Source organism: Exiguobacterium sp. s6, assembly GCF_018618155.1.
Taxonomy (GTDB): Bacteria; Bacillota; Bacilli; order Exiguobacteriales; family Exiguobacteriaceae; genus Exiguobacterium; species Exiguobacterium mexicanum_A.
Genome location: NZ_JACSLN010000001.1, coordinates 1,512,588 through 1,532,340, shown reverse-complemented (window position 1 = coordinate 1,532,340; position 19,753 = coordinate 1,512,588). Strand labels below are relative to the sequence as shown.

Annotated in this window: 22 protein-coding genes; 19 read left to right on the top strand and 3 right to left on the bottom strand. The window is 51.6% G+C overall.

Features of this window, described 5'->3' with window-relative positions; translation table 11 throughout:
• Positions 1-13 precede the first annotated feature (13 nt).
• From KNP75_RS07935 to KNP75_RS07915, 5 genes are read left to right on the top strand one after another with little or no spacing between them, the layout of a single operon-like run.
• Complete coding sequence (locus tag KNP75_RS07935; RefSeq protein WP_215190180.1) at positions 14-2,263, top strand: DEAD/DEAH box helicase; 2,250 nt, start codon at positions 14-16, stop codon at positions 2,261-2,263.
• Positions 2,260-3,417, top strand: coding sequence for a ribonuclease H-like domain-containing protein (locus tag KNP75_RS07930; RefSeq protein ID WP_215190179.1), 1,158 nt, complete (start codon positions 2,260-2,262; stop codon positions 3,415-3,417). The genes KNP75_RS07935 and KNP75_RS07930 overlap by 4 nt, the downstream gene beginning before the upstream one ends.
• The gene (locus KNP75_RS07925; protein WP_034777364.1) at positions 3,414-3,959 is read left to right on the top strand and encodes an SLOG family protein; all 546 of its coding nucleotides are present in this window, start codon (positions 3,414-3,416) and stop codon (positions 3,957-3,959) included. The genes KNP75_RS07930 and KNP75_RS07925 overlap by 4 nt, the downstream gene beginning before the upstream one ends.
• Before the next feature lie 5 nt (positions 3,960-3,964).
• Positions 3,965-4,261 (top strand): cell division regulator GpsB, encoded by a 297-nt coding sequence (gpsB, locus tag KNP75_RS07920; RefSeq protein WP_034777365.1) that lies wholly within the window; start codon positions 3,965-3,967, stop codon positions 4,259-4,261.
• An 18-nt stretch (positions 4,262-4,279) separates the two neighbouring features.
• Positions 4,280-4,855 carry a nuclease-related domain-containing protein gene (locus KNP75_RS07915; RefSeq protein WP_215190178.1) on the top strand — a complete coding sequence of 192 codons (576 nt, stop codon included), beginning with the start codon at positions 4,280-4,282 and terminating at the stop codon, positions 4,853-4,855.
• A 28-nt stretch (positions 4,856-4,883) separates the two neighbouring features.
• Here KNP75_RS07915 and KNP75_RS07910 read toward each other — a convergent pair whose 3' ends face one another.
• On the bottom strand, positions 4,884-5,177 hold the full coding sequence (locus tag KNP75_RS07910) for a hypothetical protein (RefSeq protein ID WP_235420186.1): 294 nt from the start codon (positions 5,175-5,177) through the stop codon (positions 4,884-4,886).
• 95 nt (positions 5,178-5,272) lie between these two features.
• On the opposite strand from KNP75_RS07910, the gene KNP75_RS07905 reads away from it, so the two are divergent.
• A complete protein-coding gene (locus KNP75_RS07905) occupies positions 5,273-5,521 on the top strand; it encodes a hypothetical protein (protein ID WP_215190177.1) in 249 nt (82 codons plus the stop codon).
• Positions 5,522-5,554: 33 nt separating this feature from the next.
• Here KNP75_RS07905 and KNP75_RS07900 read toward each other — a convergent pair whose 3' ends face one another.
• Positions 5,555-7,093, bottom strand: a complete 1,539-nt coding sequence (locus KNP75_RS07900) for an FAD-dependent monooxygenase (RefSeq protein WP_235420188.1) — start codon at positions 7,091-7,093, stop codon at positions 5,555-5,557.
• 104 nt (positions 7,094-7,197) lie between these two features.
• On the opposite strand from KNP75_RS07900, the gene KNP75_RS07895 reads away from it, so the two are divergent.
• From KNP75_RS07895 to KNP75_RS07835, 13 genes are all read left to right on the top strand, one after another.
• Positions 7,198-7,824, top strand: coding sequence for an NUDIX hydrolase (locus KNP75_RS07895; RefSeq protein WP_214709992.1), 627 nt, complete (start codon positions 7,198-7,200; stop codon positions 7,822-7,824).
• Between the two features lie 41 nt (positions 7,825-7,865).
• Positions 7,866-8,066 (top strand): DUF2187 family protein, encoded by a 201-nt coding sequence (locus KNP75_RS07890; protein ID WP_021067243.1) that lies wholly within the window; start codon positions 7,866-7,868, stop codon positions 8,064-8,066.
• A 17-nt stretch (positions 8,067-8,083) separates the two neighbouring features.
• On the top strand, positions 8,084-9,274 hold the full coding sequence (locus KNP75_RS07885) for a DUF2157 domain-containing protein (protein WP_215190176.1): 1,191 nt from the start codon (positions 8,084-8,086) through the stop codon (positions 9,272-9,274).
• The gene (locus KNP75_RS07880) at positions 9,271-9,735 is read left to right on the top strand and encodes a GDYXXLXY domain-containing protein (RefSeq protein WP_034777369.1); all 465 of its coding nucleotides are present in this window, start codon (positions 9,271-9,273) and stop codon (positions 9,733-9,735) included. Before KNP75_RS07885 ends, KNP75_RS07880 begins: the two co-directional genes overlap by 4 nt.
• A 223-nt stretch (positions 9,736-9,958) precedes the next feature.
• On the top strand, positions 9,959-10,702 hold the full coding sequence (locus tag KNP75_RS07875; RefSeq protein ID WP_214752792.1) for a 3D domain-containing protein: 744 nt from the start codon (positions 9,959-9,961) through the stop codon (positions 10,700-10,702).
• A gap of 158 nt (positions 10,703-10,860) precedes the next feature.
• Positions 10,861-11,595 (top strand): ABC transporter ATP-binding protein, encoded by a 735-nt coding sequence (locus KNP75_RS07870; protein WP_034777371.1) that lies wholly within the window; start codon positions 10,861-10,863, stop codon positions 11,593-11,595.
• Positions 11,588-13,093, top strand: a complete 1,506-nt coding sequence (locus KNP75_RS07865) for an ABC transporter permease/substrate-binding protein (RefSeq protein WP_034777372.1) — start codon at positions 11,588-11,590, stop codon at positions 13,091-13,093. The genes KNP75_RS07870 and KNP75_RS07865 overlap by 8 nt, the downstream gene beginning before the upstream one ends.
• Positions 13,090-13,968, top strand: coding sequence for a diacylglycerol/lipid kinase family protein (locus KNP75_RS07860; RefSeq protein ID WP_034777373.1), 879 nt, complete (start codon positions 13,090-13,092; stop codon positions 13,966-13,968). Before KNP75_RS07865 ends, KNP75_RS07860 begins: the two co-directional genes overlap by 4 nt.
• A gap of 121 nt (positions 13,969-14,089) precedes the next feature.
• Complete coding sequence (locus KNP75_RS07855; RefSeq protein WP_034777374.1) at positions 14,090-15,442, top strand: sodium-dependent transporter; 1,353 nt, start codon at positions 14,090-14,092, stop codon at positions 15,440-15,442.
• A 184-nt stretch (positions 15,443-15,626) separates the two neighbouring features.
• Positions 15,627-16,343 (top strand): 5-bromo-4-chloroindolyl phosphate hydrolysis family protein, encoded by a 717-nt coding sequence (locus KNP75_RS07850; RefSeq protein ID WP_034777375.1) that lies wholly within the window; start codon positions 15,627-15,629, stop codon positions 16,341-16,343.
• Entirely contained in the window at positions 16,327-17,556 is a 1,230-nt protein-coding gene (locus KNP75_RS07845) for a toxic anion resistance protein (RefSeq protein WP_034777376.1), read from the top strand. The genes KNP75_RS07850 and KNP75_RS07845 overlap by 17 nt, the downstream gene beginning before the upstream one ends.
• A 53-nt stretch (positions 17,557-17,609) precedes the next feature.
• On the top strand, positions 17,610-18,185 hold the full coding sequence (locus KNP75_RS07840) for a deoxycytidylate deaminase (RefSeq protein WP_034777377.1): 576 nt from the start codon (positions 17,610-17,612) through the stop codon (positions 18,183-18,185).
• A 200-nt stretch (positions 18,186-18,385) separates the two neighbouring features.
• On the top strand, positions 18,386-18,742 hold the full coding sequence (locus KNP75_RS07835) for a hypothetical protein (RefSeq protein WP_034777378.1): 357 nt from the start codon (positions 18,386-18,388) through the stop codon (positions 18,740-18,742).
• A 162-nt stretch (positions 18,743-18,904) separates the two neighbouring features.
• Here the strand turns inward: KNP75_RS07835 and hisJ are convergent, their stop codons facing one another.
• Positions 18,905-19,717, bottom strand: a complete 813-nt coding sequence (gene hisJ, locus KNP75_RS07830; RefSeq protein WP_215190175.1) for a histidinol-phosphatase HisJ — start codon at positions 19,715-19,717, stop codon at positions 18,905-18,907.
• Between the last annotated feature and the right edge of the window lie 36 nt (positions 19,718-19,753).

Sequence of the window (19,753 nt, the reverse complement as noted above, 5' to 3'; positions counted from 1 at the left end):
GAAGGTGAACTCTATGCGGAAAAAACGTTCCGTGGAAGAAATGATTCAGACGCTCAAGACCGACCCGGGTTTCTCGGGCAACGTGACGCATTGGCACACGGTCGAGGCGAAGCCGGCCCGGTATGCGCCGATTCCATCGAGCGTCCCGCCAGATCTCGTCCGGGTGCTGCATGGCCGCGGAATCGAACAACTGTACACCCATCAGGCCGAAGCAATCGAGCAGACGTCTCGAGGCAACTCGACGGTCATCGTCACCCCGACCGCTTCCGGGAAGACGCTCTGTTACAATCTGCCGGTTTTATCGAAAATGATTGAACAACCGAATGCCCGGGCGCTCTACCTGTACCCGACGAAAGCGCTCGCCCAAGACCAAAACAGTGATTTGATGGAGATGGTCGAGGCGCTCGAAGGTGACCTCCGCTGTTTCACTTACGATGGGGACACGGCGCCAGCGGCTCGTACGAAAGTACGGGACGCCGGCAATATTGTCATCACGAATCCCGATATGCTTCACTCTGGAATCTTGCCGCATCATACGAAATGGATTCGCTTGTTCGAGAACTTGGAATATATCGTCGTCGACGAGTTGCACACGTACCGAGGGGTATTCGGTAGCCACGTCGCCAACGTGTTTCGTCGTTTGAAGCGAATCTGTGCCTATTATAGGAGCCATCCGAAATGGATCATGACGTCAGCGACGATCGCCAACCCGGTCGAGCTGGCTGAACTGTTGACCGAAGAGGACGTCGTCCTTGTCGACAACAACGGGGCGCCCCAAGGGAAGAAACATTTAATTTTCTACAATCCGCCCGTCGTCAATGAGGCGCTCGGGATTCGTCGGAGCGCCACGCTCGAGACGAAGCGGATCGCCTCAAAGCTCGTCGAAGCGGACATTCAGACGATCGTCTTCGCCCGCTCACGGGTACGGGTCGAGGTGTTGTTGACGTATTTACAAGAACTGACGCGGCGCGAGCTCGGACCAAAATCGATCGTTGGCTATCGGGGCGGCTACTTACCGTCGGAGCGTCGTGAAATCGAGCGTCGGCTCCGTAACGGGGAGATTAAAGCTGTCGTCTCGACGAATGCGCTTGAACTCGGCGTCGATATCGGCCAGTTGCAGGCGTGTGTCTTGAACGGCTATCCGGGCACGGTCGCCTCGATGTGGCAACAAGCGGGCCGGGCCGGACGCCGTCATTCCGAGGCGCTCGTCATTTTTGTCGCCTCGTCGTCTTCGCTCGATCAACTCGTCGTCGAACAGCCCGATTTGATTTTAGACCGGTCTCCGGAAGCGGCTCGTCTCGACCCGAACAATTTAATCATTCTCGTTGACCATATGAAATGTGCCGCCTTCGAACTGCCTTTCTCAAAAGGGGAACGATTCGGCACGGTCGAGACGGAAGAAATTCTCGATTTCTTGACGGACGCCCACATCTTGCATGAACGGGCCAATAAATATTATTGGATGACGGACGCATTCCCGGCTCATGACATCTCGCTGCGGACGAGTGACCAAGAGAATGTCGTCATCGTCGACCAGACCGCGAAAAACCAGGTCATCGGTGAGATGGATACGTTCAGCGCGATGACGTTACTGCATGACGAGGCCATCTATTTACATGGGGCCGAGCAATATCAAGTCGAACGACTCGACTTTGAAGAGAAGAAAGCTTACGTCCGACGTGTCGACGTCGACTACTATACGGACGCCAATTTGGCGGTCGAACTGAAAGTGTTGGAAGAGAACAAGACGACCGGCGTGAAGACGTTTGGAGAAGTATCGGTCATCGCGATGGCGACACTATTCAAGAAAATCAAGTTCGGGACGCACGAGAATATCGGTTCCGGGCCGATTCATTTGCCGGAACGAGAACTGCACACGACGGCGACGTGGTTCACGCTCGACGAACGGTTCGCCTACTCGGAGGCCGACATGGAAGATCAGCTCGAAGCGGTCAGTGATCTCTTGCGGCGGCTCGCCCCGCTCTATTTGATGTGTGACACGCTCGACTTGTTCACGACAATTCAAATGAAAGCGACCCATACGAACAAACCGACCGTCTATTTATACGACCGCTACCCAGGCGGCATCGGACTGAGCGAGGCACTTTATCGCGACGCCGATGAGGTCTTGGGTGCAGCCATCCGTACGGTCGAGGACTGTCCGTGTGAGAGCGGCTGTCCGCGGTGCGTCGGCATGATTGGGTACGGTGATTTCAAACAGCAGGTCGTCCAGCAGTTGCATGCATTGAAAGGATCGATATGAAAGCAAAACTATCACGACTCATCAAAACGAATGAACCGAAACAAACGGCCGTGACGCCGGACGACGTCGAACAAGCAAAATGGCGGGCCCGAGGTGGAGAAATCCTGACGTTCGAACAAGAGTGGTGTGTCCGCTTGAAGCAGATTTATCCGCTCGACGAGACGTACCACGACTTTACGTTCGGTTCCGCCAAAGCTTCGCTCGCGACATCGACCCATCCCTTTTTCCAAGTCGATGTCCCGTCCGAGCAGGTGTTGTTCATGGATATCGAGACGACTGGGCTCCGCGGATCGGGGACCTCGATCTTTTTGATCGGATTCGCGCGTTTCCAAGACGAGCATCTCGAGATGATCCAATACGTGTTGCCTCATCCCGCGTTCGAGACGGCGTTCTACTATCACTTCTTGAATGACATCGGCGACGAGGTTCGTTTCGTGACGTATAACGGAAAATCGTTCGACTGGCCCCAAATCAAGACACGGCACACGTTCGTCCGCTCGAAAGTCAAAGCGTTACCGGCCGTCGGCCATGTCGATTTGTTGCATGCCTCACGGCGATTGCTGAAACCGACGCTCGAATCGGTATCGCTCAAAGCGGTCGAGGCCCATTTCGGTCACGCCCGGACGGACGACTTGCCCGGCTTCTTGGCCCCGATGCACTATTTCCAATATGTGAAGGACCGGGAACCGGATATTTTACAGCCGGTCATCGAACACCATCATGCCGACTGTCTAAGCCTCGTCTCGCTCTACAAACGGCTCTGTCATCTCGTCGAAGCCGACGAGACGCCATTTGGTGAAGAACGGGCGCACTGGTTGAACGACCTCGGCAACGCCGAGGCGGCGCTTCAAGAGTACGAGCGGCTCGAACAGCCAACGAAGCGGGCCTTGATGCGTCAAGCGCTCCTGTTAAAACGGACCGATCAGATGGAGCAGGCGTTGCCGCTGTTCGAACAAGTCGGTACGGTCGAGGCGCTCGTCGAATTGGCGAAATACGCCGAACATCGCGAAAAAGACATCAATCGGGCCATCATCTATACCGAACAGGCCATCGCCTTGGCGGAACGGAAAGAGACGGTGCTTCGACAGACCGCTTTGACCGAGATGCGGGCGCTTCGGCACCGGATGAACCGGCTAGAAAGGAAGCAGTCATGAAAGTTGTCGCCATCACAGGATACCGGCCGCATGAGCTCGGCATCTTCAAAGCCGACCATCCCGGTATCGGCATCATCAAGGAAGCGTATGAGCGAAAAATTGTCGAAGCCATCGAGCTCGGAGCCGAATGGTTCATTTTTAGTGGCACGAACGGTTGTGAATTATGGGCTGGAGAAGTATTGTTAGAGTTAAGAGAAACTTATCCAATCAAAATCGCCGTATTTCCACCTTTTTTACAGATGGAAGAGAAGTATAAGCCGTACGAGCAAGAATTGTTCATTCGTTTGCAGCTCGAGGCCGACTTTTTTGAAGCACTGACCCAGCGTCCTTACGAGGACCCGAGCCAGTTGCGGGCAAAAACCGCCTTCTTTTTAGACAAAGCAGCAGGATTAATCACGCTGTATGACGAAGAGACGGGAGGAAGCCCACGCTTTCTCGTCGAAGGGGCTAAACGAAAACACCAGATGGAGTTATTCTTGATCACACAGGAAGAATTACGCGTGATCGAAGAAGAAAAACAATGGGAACAACATTGGGAGTGAAAATGATGCAAACTGAATTAACAGCCGAAGCCATTTATAAACAAGAATTCAAGACCGCCCTTCGTGGGTACTCACAAGAAGAAGTCGACCAGTTTTTGGACGTCGTCATCCGCGATTATGAGAAGATGACGAAAGAAATCGAACGGTTGCGCCAAGAGAACGAGTCGCTCCGCCGTGGTTCGAACGAACAAGCAGAACCGGTCAAACCGGCCCAGCCTGTCGCGTCGAACTATGACATGTTGCGTCGCATCTCGAATTTAGAAAAGGCCGTCTTCGGAAAACAGGTCGGCCCGAGCGAATAAAGTGAGGAGGTGGAGAAGATGTTACAAGTATTGACGGCCGTCAAAAAAGAACCTGAGAAACGACAGACGAAAGGCTTGTTCCGCACGAAAGAAGAAGTCATCGCACCGCCGAAGTCGTACACGGACGAGATCGTCGAGATTATCCGTCACACATGCCGGTTTGATTGGATGATGATCGAACAAGTCGAGCTTGGTGAGGATGTGCTCGATTATGTATTGGTCGGCCCGAAAGGCGTCTTTTTAGTCCGCATCAATCGGACGACGTCGGCCGTCCATATGACGAACCGTGACTGTCGTCTCGAGACGTCGCTCGGTTGGAAAAACATCTATCCGCATCCGATAGAAGAGCTTGAGCGGATGACGAAGCACGTCAGGAGCGCCCTGAAGAGGCAATGCGGACAAGCAGTCCCTGTCACGTCGTTCTTGATTTTCCCTGAGACATCCCGTCTAAAGGTCGAACGCATCAAAGCCAACTGTGCCGATACGTTCGATGTGATCGATGACGTCATCGCGAAAACGAAGCTCGAGCTGTTATCGGAGGCGACAATCAAACACATCGCCTACTATTGCTCGGAGCGTCAAGTACATAAATGAAAATGGCGCTGAAGCTTCAGCGCCATTTTCATTTCAATAATTGTCGGGCTTGTTCTGCATCTTTACGATGGACGAACAAAGCGACCCGGTCGTCCAAGTTTTTTGCGAGCGGGCGGAACAGGCGCCCGGTCGGCAAGCCGTGTTCGACGCGACACGTGATGCCTTGTTCCGTCAAATACGTATAGTCGTCGAGCAGCGCCTCGCCTTGCTTGCCAAACGCCTCGCCGAAGCGGACCCACTGTAAGTTGCGGACGGCGCGGATTGAGACGAGCACGACGAATGTGATGCCTAAGACGATAATCAATAGCGTTTCCAAATCCAAAGCGTTCAACCCCTTCTTTACATAATTTTAAGGGTGCAACCGCTTGAAAGCAACAACGATAGACCGGTATACTCAAAAGAAAGTGAGGGATGACGATGAAAACAACGATTCAATCGCGTCGCGAAGCCGTGACGCTGCTAGAAGACAAGCACGTGCTCTACATCCGCATCCATAACGGGCAGACCGGGATGATCAAACAAACCGAAGACGGAATCGTCGTCGCGATTCCGAATGAAGAGACGGACAAAGTCGATTTCCGCAAGTTAGAGGACATCGAAGCGTTTGAGGCGTTCTACGATTTGACGCTCTCGAAGCCAGGGACGCTTTATTATAACCAATCGTAAACAAAGCTCCACTCATCTCGAGTGGAGCTTTTGTCATGGTGTCGGCAGCCAAGTGGACATCGTCTCTTGCAACGAATCAGGGCGCAGGTGCCGTTGTTTATGGAGCAAATAGCCGTCCGGTCGGATGACGAGCACGCCGCGCTTCATGAACAATGATTTCGCGAGCTCGTTGCCTTGGTCGAAGAAGGGACGACTCGTCTTCGAGAGCGTGATGATTTGGAAGAACGATTGATGATCGTTCAAATAATCATAGAGTGCGGTCGCATCACGTTTATCATCGTCGAGGATGAGCACTTGGAACCGGCCGTCCGCAATCTCTGAGATTTTGGTGCGCAACCCGTCATCGGTACGGATGATCTCGATCTCCGGGAAGATTTTGCCCTTGGTGACACGCAAGAACGGAATTCGGGAATGCCCGGGATAAGACAAGTGCAGTTGGGCGATTCGTTCCGTTATTTTTTGGTTGACCAAGTTGACGCGCGTAAAGACGTCGGCGCCGAGCGCTTGGAACGGCAAGAGGACAGGCAACGTCGTCTGTAACACCTCAGTCGCCACGTTCGTCGTCTGAAGTACGTTACGAGCCACGTGTTCACGTTCGTCGCGATACGAGGCGACGACGCGGAACGGGGCACCAGCCTTCAAATGAAGCCACAACTTCCACCCGAGGTTGAACGAGTCGGCGATGCCGGTGTTCATCCCTTGTCCGCCTACGGGTGAGTTGATATGGGCGGCGTCTCCCATTAAAATGACTCGATTGTGGATGAACGAGTCGACCATACGGTTGTGGACCCGGAAGAGCGAGAACCACTCAACTTCGTCGATCTCGACATCCATATGGCTTCGCTGTTCAATCAATTTGCGCAGTTCCGACTCATTGAACGACTCGTCGCTCGCGAGGTTCCCTGTGATGCGAATCGTGTCATCCGTGAGCGGGAAAACTTCTAAGACGCCCCGGTCGGAAAAGAAAATATGCACTTCTTCGCGCGAGATGTTCCATTTGGCTTTCATATCGGCGAGCACCCATGACTCTTTGAACGATTTTCCGCTAAACGGAAGGGCGAGCATCCGGCGAATCGAACTGTTCGCCCCATCGGCCGCGACGACGTATTTGGCTTCGATCGTCCGGTTTGATGCATCTGACTCAAGGTGGGCGAGCACTCGAGACGGGTAATGTGTCAACGAGACGAGCGATTCACCGCGCTGGACGGAATGACCGTGTCCGTTTAACGCATCCTCTAAAATCGCCTCGGTCTCGTTTTGGCGTAGCAGCGTCACGAACGGGTACGGCGTGACGAGGCGAGAAAATTCAAGTTTGGCCGTCCATTGACCCGAGAAGTATAGATTGCCTTTCTCGATGGTCCGTGCCCGGCCGAGTACTTCCTTGGCGACATCGAGACGAGAGAACACTTCGATCGTTCGCGGTTGAATCCCGATGGCCCGGGAATTGTTCGACGGGGTCGTCTTACGATCAATGATTTCAAATGAGATCCCATATCTGGCTAACGTCAATCCGAGCGTGAGTCCGGTCGGGCCCGCTCCGACGATCAATACATCAACTTTTTTATCCACCACATCCACCAACTCCTATCGTTAATAATGATATTTCCGACATTTGATGCGTTTAAACGAGGAGACAACGGTGGAAGTGTAGAAACAAAGAGAACGAGGTGGAGAGAATGGACAAATCGTGGATCACGGAACAACAACTACGTGACAGTTTCTCGATGGAAGAAAACTATGAACAGACGGCAGCCGTTTTGATCCCGTTGACCGAGGTCGACGGGACGTGGCACGTCGTCTTTGAAGTACGCGCCCATACAATGCGGCGTCAACCCGGAGAAATCTCATTTCCGGGCGGCCGTCTCGATCCCGGTGAGACACCGGTCGAGGCCGCTGTTCGAGAGACGAGTGAGGAGTTATTACTCGCCTTATCCGATATCGAGGTCATCGGTCGCCTGCAGCCGCTCGCGACGCCGCACCGGCAACTGATCTATCCGTTCGTCGGGGTAATTCCACTGCTACCGGACGTGCATCATACGGATGAGGTCGACCATTTATTTTCAATCCCGGTCGAGACGTTGCTTTTGCTAGACCCGTTCCATGGGGAGATGGAATGGACGATGAACCCGGATCAAAATATCCCATTTGAACGGATGGCGAATGCTAAAGCGTACGAAAAACGGGTAATTAAAATGAGAGAACCTTTTTATGAACATGAAGACTACATTATTTGGGGATTGACTGGAAAAATTTTGACACAATTTATTAAACGGCTTAAAGAAAACGTATTCAAACCGATATAATTTCGTTATAATGATAGAAACAAATTTAAGATTGGAAGTGAATGGGTGTGTCTGTAGAATTCGTTGTGGGTGATATCGTCAAGTCAACTCGTGAAGGTTGGGTCGCAGAAGTGACTGCCGTATTGACCAATACGGTCATCGGGGACGTTTCCATCATGGAAGAATTTCAACAGCTTGGTCTCGAATTTGAGAAGCAAGTTTTACTGAAAAAAGATTTGGAATTGATCGAACGCGCCAGCTGACCTTTTAATCGAAAGGGATGATTCAGGTGTCCATTGACAAAAAAGTTCGTGAATGGGAAGAGGCCGGTTTACTTGATGAAGTGACCGGTCAGCGCTTGGTCGAATATGAACATAAGAAATTGGCGGTCGGTGACAAACGTGAGCACAAACCGCCTATTCTTGTGATCATCGGTTCTATTTTGCTCGCACTCAGTCTATTCAGCTTTGTCGCGGCCAATTGGCAAGCGATTCCTGACCTTGTGAAAGTCGCTATTTTCCTCGTGTTTATGGTCGGGATGTATGTGACCGCCGAACGCCTGCAAGTGAAGGCGTCACGCTATGTCACGCTGTTCCGGCTTTTAGGCGTCGCTTTCTTCGTCGCCACGATGATCGTCATCTTCTCCACTTATAATCTGTCCTCGCAAATCCCGCTCTTATTTTGGCTCTTCCTTGCCGTCGCTGTCCTGCATAAATTGATCTATAAGCATCCCATCTACACGTTCCTGGCCGCGCTCGCTGCCTTTTTGGCGGTCACGAACAGTTTTCAAGGCATCGGCATCACGTTGATCGCGTTCGGGTTCCTCGTGACCTGGGTCTGGTTCCATTACGGAGACAACGAGCTCGATCGTATCTTCGCCTGGTTCGGCTTTTATGGCCTCCTCATCACAATCGGTCAATATGCCGGCTACGAAGGACGCTTTTGGCCGCTATGGGCCCTTGCTGCCTTACATGTCCTATTCCTTATCTATCGTGAGCGGGCCCAGTGGAATTATTTGTACCTCTTCGTCGCGGCCGTCCTATCGATCGGTTATTTAATCAATGCGACGGAAGGCTGGTTGTCGCAACGAACGCCCTCGGTCATCGAGGCGACGATCCTTTCGGTCGTCCTCGTCGCCGTCTATTTACTTCACCGACGCCAGGACTTGATGTGGGTCAGTTTACTCGCTGTCATCCCGTTCTCATTATTCGAAGACTCCGGCATCTTGCTAGCGGTGCTACTTGAAGTGGTCGCACTCGCCTATCTCGTCTATCAAGACCACAATCGCAAACCGATCGTGCTTGCTTTCATTTATTTCTTGCTCGTCCAAATGACGATTTACTTCATTTACGTTTGGGATCGACTCGACATTTCGCTGTTCTTCCTCATCGGAGCATTGATCGTCTTCGCATTGTCGCTCGCTTTGTGGTGGCGCAGCCGTAGCCGTACGAGAGGGGATGCTCAGACATGAAACGATTGACGCCTTGGCTAGTGCCGGTTTTGCAAGTAGTGATCGCTGTCGGTTTTATTCTGCTCGTCTATGCGGTCTCCTGGTTCGGAGAGACGTATACGTTCAAAGCGACCTCCTATGAGCCGTACGATCCGTTCTTTGGAGACTTTGTCTATTTGGAATACGATTCGTTCGACGGCAGACAAGATGTCGAATCAGGGACGGTATACGTGTCGTTCAAAACGGGGGACGACGGTTACGCGACCATTGATCGGGTCAGTTCACGGCCGTTCTTCGGTGGCACTCGTGCCAATTACTATGACCGGCAAGTGTATATCGATGACATGAGTTCGTATCGGGTCGCCGAAGAAGAAACGTCGGCGATCGAAGGTGCGAAAACGTTCGAAGTGGATGTCGACGTGGCACCTTGGGGCATGGTTCGCCCCCATGATTTACGCTCGATTGAAGCTGAAACAGAATGACAATCAGATTACAGATTTGTTACACGTTATGTTGTAACGAATCTGTAATTTTTTACGAAAACGGTTGGTAACACTAGGTTTATTGTAAATGTTACAGATTGTAACCAGTTCTTTCTTGATGTGTCAGAAATATTTCACTTCGTCAAAATCCCTTCTCGTGATTGAAACGACATGGTAAATTTACTCCTGTTCGTTAGATGACGAGAAAGGTGCTGACCTATTAATGCATTCCTTAAAATATATAATCGCGATTTTATTTGCCGCTGTTGGAACATTCGTGTTTGCTGCGAATGCCGATGCCGCCCAAATTGGAATCGGGACTGAACAGAAAATTGTCCAAAACCCACTTGAATTAGAACGTCAGGCCATTGAGTTGGAGCGCCAGCAAGAAATCGAACGCAAGAAACGTCTTGCCGAAGAGAAACGGCTCGCTGAAGAAAAACGTTTAGCCGAAGAAAAGCGCTTGGCAGAAGAGAAAGCCAAACGTGAACAGGCCGAGCGTGAAGCGAAAGCGAAAGCAGAACGTTTGGAAGAAGAAAAGCGCGTCGCTGCCGAACAGGCACGACAAGAAGAAGCGAAACGCCAAGCCGCAGCAAAAACCGAGAAGAAGCAACAAGCGGCATCGAGTGCGACCGTGACACCGGTCTCGACACAAGGACGTGTCATTCAAGCCGAGTCAACGGCCTACACGAACGATGCAGCTGACAACGGTTCTTACGGGGGACGCGTCTTGACGGCGACAGGCCATGACGTGACAGACTCGATTTATTATAACGGCATGCGTATCATCGCAGTCGACCCATCTGTCATCCCGCTCGGTACGGTCGTTCAAATCGACGGCATCGGCCAAGCGATCGCCCTTGATACAGGAGGACGCATTAAAGGGAACATCGTCGATTTACTCGTCGACACGAAGAGCGAGGCCATCAATTGGGGTCGTCGTCATATCACAATCACATTGCCATAATCTAAAGGTTCTCCTGCGGGGGAACCTTTTTTGTCTCGCCTCGTGGGTTGACAGTCTTTCGACCGCGTCCCAGCACGTTTCATTGTTTAACAATCGTTGGAAACGGGCAAACTAATATTTGACTTTCATGAAAAGTTACGAGCCGAGGAGGGGTAGAGTTGATAGAATTCCAAAATGTATCTAAGCGTTACGAAGACGGGACGTTAGCCGTCAAAGATTTGGATTTAACAGTACGAAGAGGCGAGATTTTTGTCTTGATCGGCCCATCAGGGTGTGGCAAGACGACAACCATGAAAATGGTGAATCGACTGATCGATCATACCGACGGGAAAATTTTGATTGATGGGAAAGAGATTTACCAATTCGATATTTATGAGTTACGCCGCAATATCGGTTATGTACTTCAACAAATTGCCTTATTCCCTCATTTAACGGTCGAAGAAAATATTTCTGTCGTTCCTGAACTATTGAAGTGGCCAAAGCAAAAGACGAAAGACCGCGTGACCGAACTCATGGAAATCGCCGGATTAGATCCCGTCTTGCGGGCTAAAAAGCCGACCGAGCTATCCGGTGGACAACAGCAACGCGTTGGGGTGCTCCGTGCGCTCGCGGCCGATCCTGACGTCATCTTGATGGATGAGCCGTTCTCGGCACTCGATCCAATCAGCCGGGGCCAACTCCAAGACGATATTAAACGCTTGAACGATGAGCTTGGGAAAACGATTTTGTTCGTGACCCACGACATGCAGGAAGCGATGAAGCTCGGAGACCGTATCGCGTTGATGCGTGACGGCGAGTTGGTCGTCGTCGGGACACCAGATGAAATCAGAGCGAGCACGGACCCGTTCGTCCTCGACTTTACACAACGCGGAAGAGGTGAGGTTGATGCTTGAGACATTCCAAAACCGACGAGGGGAACTCGTCGAGGCGCTCATCGAGCACTTGCAGCTCTCCGTCGTCTCCTTATTGATCGCGGTCTTGATTGCCGTCCCGCTCGGTATTTGGTTGACGCGCCGTAAAAAAGTGGCCGAGACCGCCATCGGTGTCACTGCCATCATTCAAACGATTCCTTCTTTGGCGCTCCTCGGACTGATGATTCCACTTGTTGGGATTGGCGCCTTGCCGGCGACGATCGCCCTCGTGTTGTACGCCTTACTCCCAATTTTACGAAACACGTTCACCGGACTGAACGAGGTCGACAAATCGCTCATCGAAGCGGCACGAGCTTGCGGCATGAAGCCGAACCAGAGCTTGATGAAAGTCGAGCTCCCGCTCGCCTTGCCGGTCATTATGGCCGGGATTCGAACGGCGATGGTTCTCATCGTCGGGACGGCGACGCTCGCTGCCCTCGTTGGAGCAGGTGGGCTCGGGACGCTGATTCTTCTAGGAATCAACCGGAATGACAACTACTTGATTTTACTCGGCGCCATCCCGGCCGCCATCCTTGCTCTCTTGTTCGATTTCTTGCTCCGACAAATGGAAGGCGCGACAGCTACGCGGAATAAGACAAAATTGATTGCTGTCTCTACCGTCTTGGCGTTAATCGTCGCGGCACCGCTCGCGCTCGGTCGCACGCAACAGACCGATCTCGTCGTCGCCGGAAAACTTGGACCAGAGCCTGAAATTTTAATGAACATGTATAAATTATTGATCGAGGAAGAGACTGATTTGACTGTTTCTGTCCGACCAAACTTTGGCGAGACGACATTCGTCTGGGGTGCGCTCCAATCTGGTGATGTCGATATTTACCCAGAATTCACAGGGACGGTACTCGCCAGTCTCGTGAAAGAGACACCGAACTCAAATGACGCTCGCGAAGTGTATGAACAGGCTCGTGATGCGCTGGCAGACGACGGCTATGCCTTGCTTGAGCCGATGCAGTTCAACAACACATATGCCATCGCCATCCCACGCGACTATGCCGAAGAGGAAGGCATCACATCGATTTCTGATTTACGAAACGTGCAAACGGACATTAAAGCCGGCTTCACGCTCGAGTTTACGGACCGGGAAGACGGATACCCTGGACTTCAGCAAGCCTACGGTCTCGACTTCCCGTCGGTCGTCTCGATGGAACAGAAACTCCGTTATCGCGCCATCGCTCGTGGTGACGTCAACCTTGTCGATGCATACGCGACGGACCCGGATATCGCCGAGAATGATTTGCTTGTCCTTGAAGATGATCAACAGTTCTTCCCGCCATATCAAGGGGCACCGTTGCTCAAGCAAGAGACATTAGACGAGCACCCTGAAATCGAGGACGCGCTCAATCAATTGGCCGGTAAAATTACAGATGAAGAAATGTCTGAACTCAACCGCCGCGTCGCGTATGGGAATGAGCGTGCTTATGACGTCGCACAAGACTTCTTGGAGCAGGAAGGTCTCCTATGAGAGCAATGATTATCTCGAATCCAACATCCGGTGCAAGTGAAACGATGCTCGGTGAGGTTGTCGGGACGGTCGAATCCCTGTATGACGAGATTCTGATTCGAAAGACGCTCGGACAAGGAGATGCTGCCCGCTTTGCCGAGGCGAGTGGGTCGTTCGAGCATTTAATCGTCATCGGTGGGGACGGGACCCTGCATGAGGTCGTCAACGGCCTCATGTCACTTCCGAAGGACGAGCGGCCGACGGTCGGCCTCGTCCCCGGTGGTACGTGCAACGACTTTGCCCGTGCGCTCGATTTACCAGTCGAACCGATTGAGGCGGCCCGGTTATTTAAGATGAGTCATGTCCAGCCCGTCGACGTCATGCGGGTCAATGATCGATATGGCCTCAATTTTATTGGGGTCGGCCTGATCGCCGACGCATCGAGACAAATCGATCCGCTTCAAAAAGAATCTCTTGGTTCCATCGGCTACTTTTTAGCGACAATCCGGCAGTTTCGTGAACTCGACCCGTTCGACGTCCGCATCGAACACGGTGGGGAGGTCGTCCATGATGGGCCGGTCAGTTTTTTGTACGTCGGAAACGGGGCATATCTTGGTACGGTACCGACAAAGTTACCGACCCAATCGTTCACCGACGGACTCGTCGAAGTCGTGCACAGCTCGGCCATCGGCTTTCCAATGATTCGGCAACTGCTTACGCAACAACTCGGACTCGAACAGTCGTCGCCGGAGTGGGTCCATCTACAAATGTCTCAACTGACCGTCCATTTGAGCGAATCACAGATCATCGACGTCGATGGGGAACATTTTGAGGCGGACCGATTACACATCGACGTCTTGCCAAGTGAACTGACATTCCTTGTGCCATCCCACTAAAAACCAGACAGAGAAAAGAATTCAGACTTTTCTCTGTTTTTTGTTGTTCTCATTTCTGAACCGTGTTAGTATTTCACTATTATTATGAAAATAGATATGAAAACAGGAAGTAGGGATGGTAATGGCGCAAAACTCGTTCGCCTCAAAAATTGGATTCATCTTAGCGGCCGCAGGGTCAGCGATTGGTCTCGGTGCGATCTGGAAATTTCCGTATGTCACCGGCACAAGTGGAGGCGGCGCCTTTTTGCTCATGTTTTTAGCGTTTACGCTCTTACTCGGTCTCCCGTTATTGATCGGTGAGTTCATCGTCGGACGCTCGACACAAAAAACGGCACTGCTCGCATTCAAAAAATTAGGACACGGCCGTTGGACGCTCGTCGGTTACCTTGGTGTCATCGCATGTTTCTTATTGCTCTCATTCTACAGTGTCATCGGTGGTTGGGTATTAATCTATGTCGGTCTCGGCTTGAGCGGGACATTGAACGGCCGATCGCCTGACGAATTCGGTGCCGTCTTCGGAGATGTCGTCTCGTCACCAGGCATCGCCGTGTTCGGTCAATTCTTATTCTTATTGATCACGCTCTTAATCGTGCTAAAAGGCGTCGAAGCTGGAATCGAGCGGATGAGCAAGATCTTGATGCCGCTCTTGTTCGTCAGTTTCATCGTCCTCGTCATCCGCTCATTGACGCTCGACGGGGCGATGGAAGGGGTTCGCTTCTTCTTGCAGCCTGACTTCTCTGCCTTGACGGGGGAATCGGTCTTGTTCGCCCTCGGTCAAGCGTTCTTCTCGCTATCACTCGGGGTTGCGGCCATGTTGACGTATGCGTCCTACATTAAAACGAAAGGCACGCTCAATCGCTCGGCGAACATGATCGTTCTATTGAACATCGCCGTCTCGCTGTTGGCGGGTCTCGCGATTTTCCCGGCCGTGTTCGCATCAGGTCTCGACCCGGCTGAAGGCCCGGCGCTTCTCTTCGTCGTCTTGCCGGCCGTCTTCAATCAAGTCCCGCTCGGTGGTTTCTTCATGGTATTGTTCTTCTTGCTGTTCACGTTCGCCTCGATCACGTCATCGATTGCGATGCTTGAAGTCGTCGTCGCCGGTGTGACCGACCGACTGAACGAAAAGAAACAGACGATGTCGAAACGGAACGTCACACTCTTGTCAGCAGCGATCGTTTTTGCGGTTGGTATCCCTTCGGCCCTCTCGTTCGGAGTGATGAGCGAGATGCAGTTCTTGAACGGTCGTACGTTCTTCGATTCGATGGACTATATCGTCAGCTATGTCTTGATGCCGGTCGGTGCGCTCTTGACATCGATTTTCGTCGGGTATGTCGTTGATCAACGCATTCTTAAAGAAGAGATTCAAACATCGGGCGCTGGTGTCAAGCTGTACCCGGTCTGGCACTTCCTCATCCGGTATGTCATTCCGGTGACGGTCGCCATCGTCATGGTGACAACGTGGGTCACGGTGTAACGTGACGAACTCCTCCTGATTCATTGAATCAGGAGGTTTTTTTACATTCGAGCGACCCTGACTTTTCGTTCTTGCGACCGAGAGAGCGTGCGGCGTCATTATGCTAAGCTTATAAAGATGACGAAACTTTTTTTGAAGGGTCACGTAAGGTACAATAGAAGTATCATGAGACGAGGTGAAACGGATGAAAACATGGATGAAATGGGCCCTGACCGGGGCGATCCTATATTTTGCCATAAACGTTTTTGATTTCTCTTGGTTGTTTATCATCGTCGGGGCGCTCGTATTAAACGAAGTGTGGTCGACCAATAAACGCCGGAAGCGGGCACCGGCCCCCGTTGCCAAACGGGCCAAGAAAAAGCTGTTGCTCGATGAAGACGAACCGTTCGTCGGCTCGCGTATCTTGAAACCGCTTGAAGAAGCGGCGCCGGTACGTCAGTTCGAGGCGACCGACGATTTAGAGCTTCAATTTTTGCAACGGACGATTGAACAAGGCTATGAGAAACTGCAACAAATCGACCGCGTCTTGCCGGAAATCAAAGACATCGAGGTGCGGCGTGAGATGAAGGCCGTCTCGAAGGAAGCGCACGAACTGTTCGCCGAACTGTTCGAGAATCCACAAGACGCGAAACATGTTCGTGATCTCTTCACGTTCTATTTGGATTCGCTTGTGTCGGTCGTGTTGAAATTTAAAGAACTAGAAGGAAAACGCGTCGTCATTCAAGAAGAGACACGTGAACAGTTGATTACCAATATGCGACTCATCGTCGATAAGTTCAAACAGCAACGCAGCCGTCTCTTAGAAGACGATGCGGTCGACTTTGAACGAGAGTTGATCATGATGGAAAAAGTATTGGCCGATCAACCAGAAGGGAGAAAAAAACATGACTTCATCGAATGAAACGAACTGGCAGTCATGGCCAGAAGAAGAGCTCACTTCACAGACGAAAACGAAGACGGAAACCGATGCGATTTCGGACCCGTCCGTGGACTGGTCATCTATGACAGAGAAACATGAGGTGCCGGCGATTCAAGTGAATCCAGATGTCCCCCAGGAACACCGAGAACGGATCACGCGCATCGCCGAGTCGATCGATATTAAAAAGACAGATTCCGTCATGTTGTTCGGCTCAAACGTGCAACGCGAACTGTCGCAATTCTCGGACCAAATCTTGACCGAGGTCCGGATGAAGGATGGCGGTGACGCCGGAAAGCTATTGTCCGACTTGATGCAGAACGTACGCAAGATGGACCCGGACATGTTGCAGCCAGAGAAGAAGAGTTTTATGGACAACTTGCCGCTCATCGGACGGGCCAAGAAGAAAGCCGAGAACTACAAACTCCAGTTTGAAAAGATGAGCGTCTATTTAGAAGAAGTCATCCATAATCTAGACCGGGCCAAGTTCGGTTTGATGAAGGACATCACGATGCTCGATCAGATGTACGATAAGAACAAGCGTTATTTTGAAGAGCTTAACGTCTATATCGCCGCCGGTGAGACGAAACTTGACCACGTGCGCAGCTATGAGATTGCCCCACTTCGTCAAGAAGTGGAGATGTCGAAAGACCAGGTCAAACTTCAACAGTTGAACGACATGATTCAACTCGCGGACCGATTCGAGAAAAAATTGCACGATTTGAAACTGAGCCGGACAATCAGTCTGCAGATGGCACCGCAAATCCGGGTCATCCAACAGAACAACCAGATTCTAGCCGAGAAAATCGAGTCGGCGGTCGTCAATACGATTCCGCTCTGGAAAAACCAAGTCGTGCTTGCGCTCAGCTTGACACGACAAAAGACGGCGCTCCGCATGCAGCAAGACGTCACGAAGACGACGAACACGTTGCTCGAGCAGAACTCGAAGATGTTGAAAGACTCATCGATCGAGATCGCCACAGAGAACGAGAAAGGCATCGTTTCGGTCGAATCGCTCAAAGTGGCGCACGAGAACTTGCTCTCGACGCTCGACGAGACGCTCCGGATTCAACAAGAAGGACGTCAGAAGCGTCGTGAGGCCGAACGTGAACTCGATCGTATGGAGCACGAGTTGAAAGAAAAAGTCATCGAGATCGCTTCAAAAAACAAAGAGTTGCCAAAAGAGACTGGATATTGAACGAGGAAAGTCTGAGCCCTCAGACTTTCCTTTTCTTTGAGGAGGATAAGAAGATGGAAAAACAACGGCTATGGGATGAGACGTGGTTGCAGTTCGCTGATATGATGGCGGTACGCCATTCGAAATGCGCCTCGAAAAGTGTCGCTTGCGTCATCGTCAAAGATGAGAAGCCGATCTCGATTGGGCTCAATGGGACGCCACCCGGGCATACGAACTGCAATGAGATCTTTTTAAAACGGGAAGACGGTTTTTATAAACGGGCCGAGTACGTGTCAGAAGATGCGGTCGATTTGCTCGAGGCACCGGTTTCATTCATCCATGAGGGTGTGACATTTATTAGATGTTCGGACCCATACGACCACCATAATTGGTCGAAGCAACATGAAATCCACGCCGAAATCAACGCGATCGGTAAGCTCGCCGCGGATTCGACGAACGCCTTCGGCGCGACAGCCTATGTGACCCACTCACCATGTCATGCCTGTTCGCTCGCTTTGATTGCGTCACGCGTAGCCCGTGTCGTCTATGCGGTCGGCTATGAGCATGGTGACGGCCTCGATTTGATGCGTGAGAGTGGGATTGACGTGGTACATATGCCACTCGAAAAAAGTTTCAAAAACACATTGTAAACGTTTACATTCAATGTTATATTATTAATGTACTGCCAATGGTGTTTTACTCTTCCATTATTCGTCTCTCTTCGGAGGGACCTTTTTTTATGGCTAAGCACAGGTGAGACAAAGTTTACACATAATGTTCAATATTTCACAATCTTTTCGTGGGTTTCTTTCTTATAATGAAAGTAGATTAACGAGAGGGGAAATGTTACATGGAAAAACAAGTTCGTTTCACAGATGGTGCCTATGATGTGGAAGCGTTGATCACACTCGAAGAGGTGTGGGAAGATAAATTTGCCATCGGGACGCATAAAGAGCTCGCCGTTAAGTCATTAAAGATCAACGGAAATGAGGTTTCGGAGTTGAAGCACGTTCGGGCGTTGCTTCGCTACTATCCGACGCTCGGTGTCTCGGGCATCTTGCTAGCGCTCGATGGTGCCGCAGCTGAGATCGTCGCCTTGTCAGGGGATACGGATCCGGCGCTCCGGTTTGTTGAACTCGTGGCGTTACAAATGGACGAGGCAGCGACGGAAGAGTTGAAAGACCTATACGCCGAGATGGCGGTCTAACTTTGTAAGGATGACACCCACGTCATCCTTTTTTCATTTTCGGGTTGCAATGCGGGTTCAGTATGGTATTATTGTCAATAGATGAAGAAATGGAACGCCATATCGTTATCGACAACCAAAAATGGGGATCTAGATAGCTAGATCGCTGTGAAAAAGCCACGTTCATAGGAACGTGGCTTTTTTTTGTATAATTTCGAACCCGGCGCCGACATCGAAGGCGATATGGGCGTCTGAACCGAGCACGAACGGGATGCCGAGTGCGGCCGCCTCGGACGCGACGTCAATGGCGTAAGGTTGGCCGCAATCGGGCTTGCGGAGACCGGCCGTATTCAAATCGAGACCGAAACCGCGTGTAGCGATCGTTTGTAGCAAGCGCGTCTGTTCGTCCTGCACGTTCGAGCGGGCCCACGTGTAATTGTGTTGATATTTGATCGGTAAGTCGATATGTCCGATGCGGTCCACTTTCAAGCGCTCCCAAGGGAATGCGAGGCCGGCAGCGAGCGCCGTGTAGTATTGTTTCATCACGGCCTCGAACGAGCCGACACGTTTGACGAGCGCATCAAACGTGTCGGCCGAGAAGTCGATAGGCAGGAGCTCGTCGTCGACGAGGAGAAAGTGTTGGGACAAGATTGCTTCGTCTAATACGTTGGCATACGGCTCGAGCAACGCCAGCGTCTCGGACTCATATCCGGGCAAATAGTCGATCTCCAAACCGATGCGGAGATCAAGTTCGGGATACGACCGCTTCAACGTCTGCAAAGCTTCTATATAACGCGGGAGCAAATCGAGCGCCATCGCTGAATCTTGGTCTGGCGTCGGGTCTTGAAACCGGGCCGGGAGCGGCGCATGCTCCGTGAACGTGAGCGTCTTGATTCCTTGGTTCAAGGCGCGCTTTACATACGCTTCGAGCGAATCGGATGAACCATGCGGACAAAATGGGGTGTGAAGGTGACCATCACGGGTAAAGTCAATCATCAGTCGACATTCCTTTCGAGTTCGCCGGTTGACAGC

Excerpts from the sequence above, each read along its gene's own strand:
- KNP75_RS07935 (WP_215190180.1), top strand. The coding sequence starts at position 14 with ATGCGGAAAAAACGTTCCGTGGAAGAAATGATTCAGACGCTCAAGACC.
- KNP75_RS07930 (WP_215190179.1), top strand. The coding sequence starts at position 2,260 with ATGAAAGCAAAACTATCACGACTCATCAAAACGAATGAACCGAAACAA.
- KNP75_RS07925 (WP_034777364.1), top strand. The coding sequence starts at position 3,414 with ATGAAAGTTGTCGCCATCACAGGATACCGGCCGCATGAGCTCGGCATC.
- gpsB (WP_034777365.1), top strand. The coding sequence starts at position 3,965 with ATGCAAACTGAATTAACAGCCGAAGCCATTTATAAACAAGAATTCAAG.
- KNP75_RS07915 (WP_215190178.1), top strand. The coding sequence starts at position 4,280 with ATGTTACAAGTATTGACGGCCGTCAAAAAAGAACCTGAGAAACGACAG.
- KNP75_RS07905 (WP_215190177.1), top strand. The coding sequence starts at position 5,273 with ATGAAAACAACGATTCAATCGCGTCGCGAAGCCGTGACGCTGCTAGAA.
- KNP75_RS07895 (WP_214709992.1), top strand. The coding sequence starts at position 7,198 with ATGGACAAATCGTGGATCACGGAACAACAACTACGTGACAGTTTCTCG.
- KNP75_RS07890 (WP_021067243.1), top strand. The coding sequence starts at position 7,866 with ATGGGTGTGTCTGTAGAATTCGTTGTGGGTGATATCGTCAAGTCAACT.
- KNP75_RS07885 (WP_215190176.1), top strand. The coding sequence starts at position 8,084 with ATGATTCAGGTGTCCATTGACAAAAAAGTTCGTGAATGGGAAGAGGCC.
- KNP75_RS07880 (WP_034777369.1), top strand. The coding sequence starts at position 9,271 with ATGAAACGATTGACGCCTTGGCTAGTGCCGGTTTTGCAAGTAGTGATC.
- KNP75_RS07875 (WP_214752792.1), top strand. The coding sequence starts at position 9,959 with ATGCATTCCTTAAAATATATAATCGCGATTTTATTTGCCGCTGTTGGA.
- KNP75_RS07865 (WP_034777372.1), top strand. The coding sequence starts at position 11,588 with ATGCTTGAGACATTCCAAAACCGACGAGGGGAACTCGTCGAGGCGCTC.
- KNP75_RS07860 (WP_034777373.1), top strand. The coding sequence starts at position 13,090 with ATGAGAGCAATGATTATCTCGAATCCAACATCCGGTGCAAGTGAAACG.
- KNP75_RS07855 (WP_034777374.1), top strand. The coding sequence starts at position 14,090 with ATGGCGCAAAACTCGTTCGCCTCAAAAATTGGATTCATCTTAGCGGCC.
- KNP75_RS07850 (WP_034777375.1), top strand. The coding sequence starts at position 15,627 with ATGAAAACATGGATGAAATGGGCCCTGACCGGGGCGATCCTATATTTT.
- KNP75_RS07845 (WP_034777376.1), top strand. The coding sequence starts at position 16,327 with ATGACTTCATCGAATGAAACGAACTGGCAGTCATGGCCAGAAGAAGAG.
- KNP75_RS07840 (WP_034777377.1), top strand. The coding sequence starts at position 17,610 with ATGGAAAAACAACGGCTATGGGATGAGACGTGGTTGCAGTTCGCTGAT.
- KNP75_RS07835 (WP_034777378.1), top strand. The coding sequence starts at position 18,386 with ATGGAAAAACAAGTTCGTTTCACAGATGGTGCCTATGATGTGGAAGCG.
- hisJ (WP_215190175.1), bottom strand. The coding sequence starts at position 19,717 with ATGATTGACTTTACCCGTGATGGTCACCTTCACACCCCATTTTGTCCG.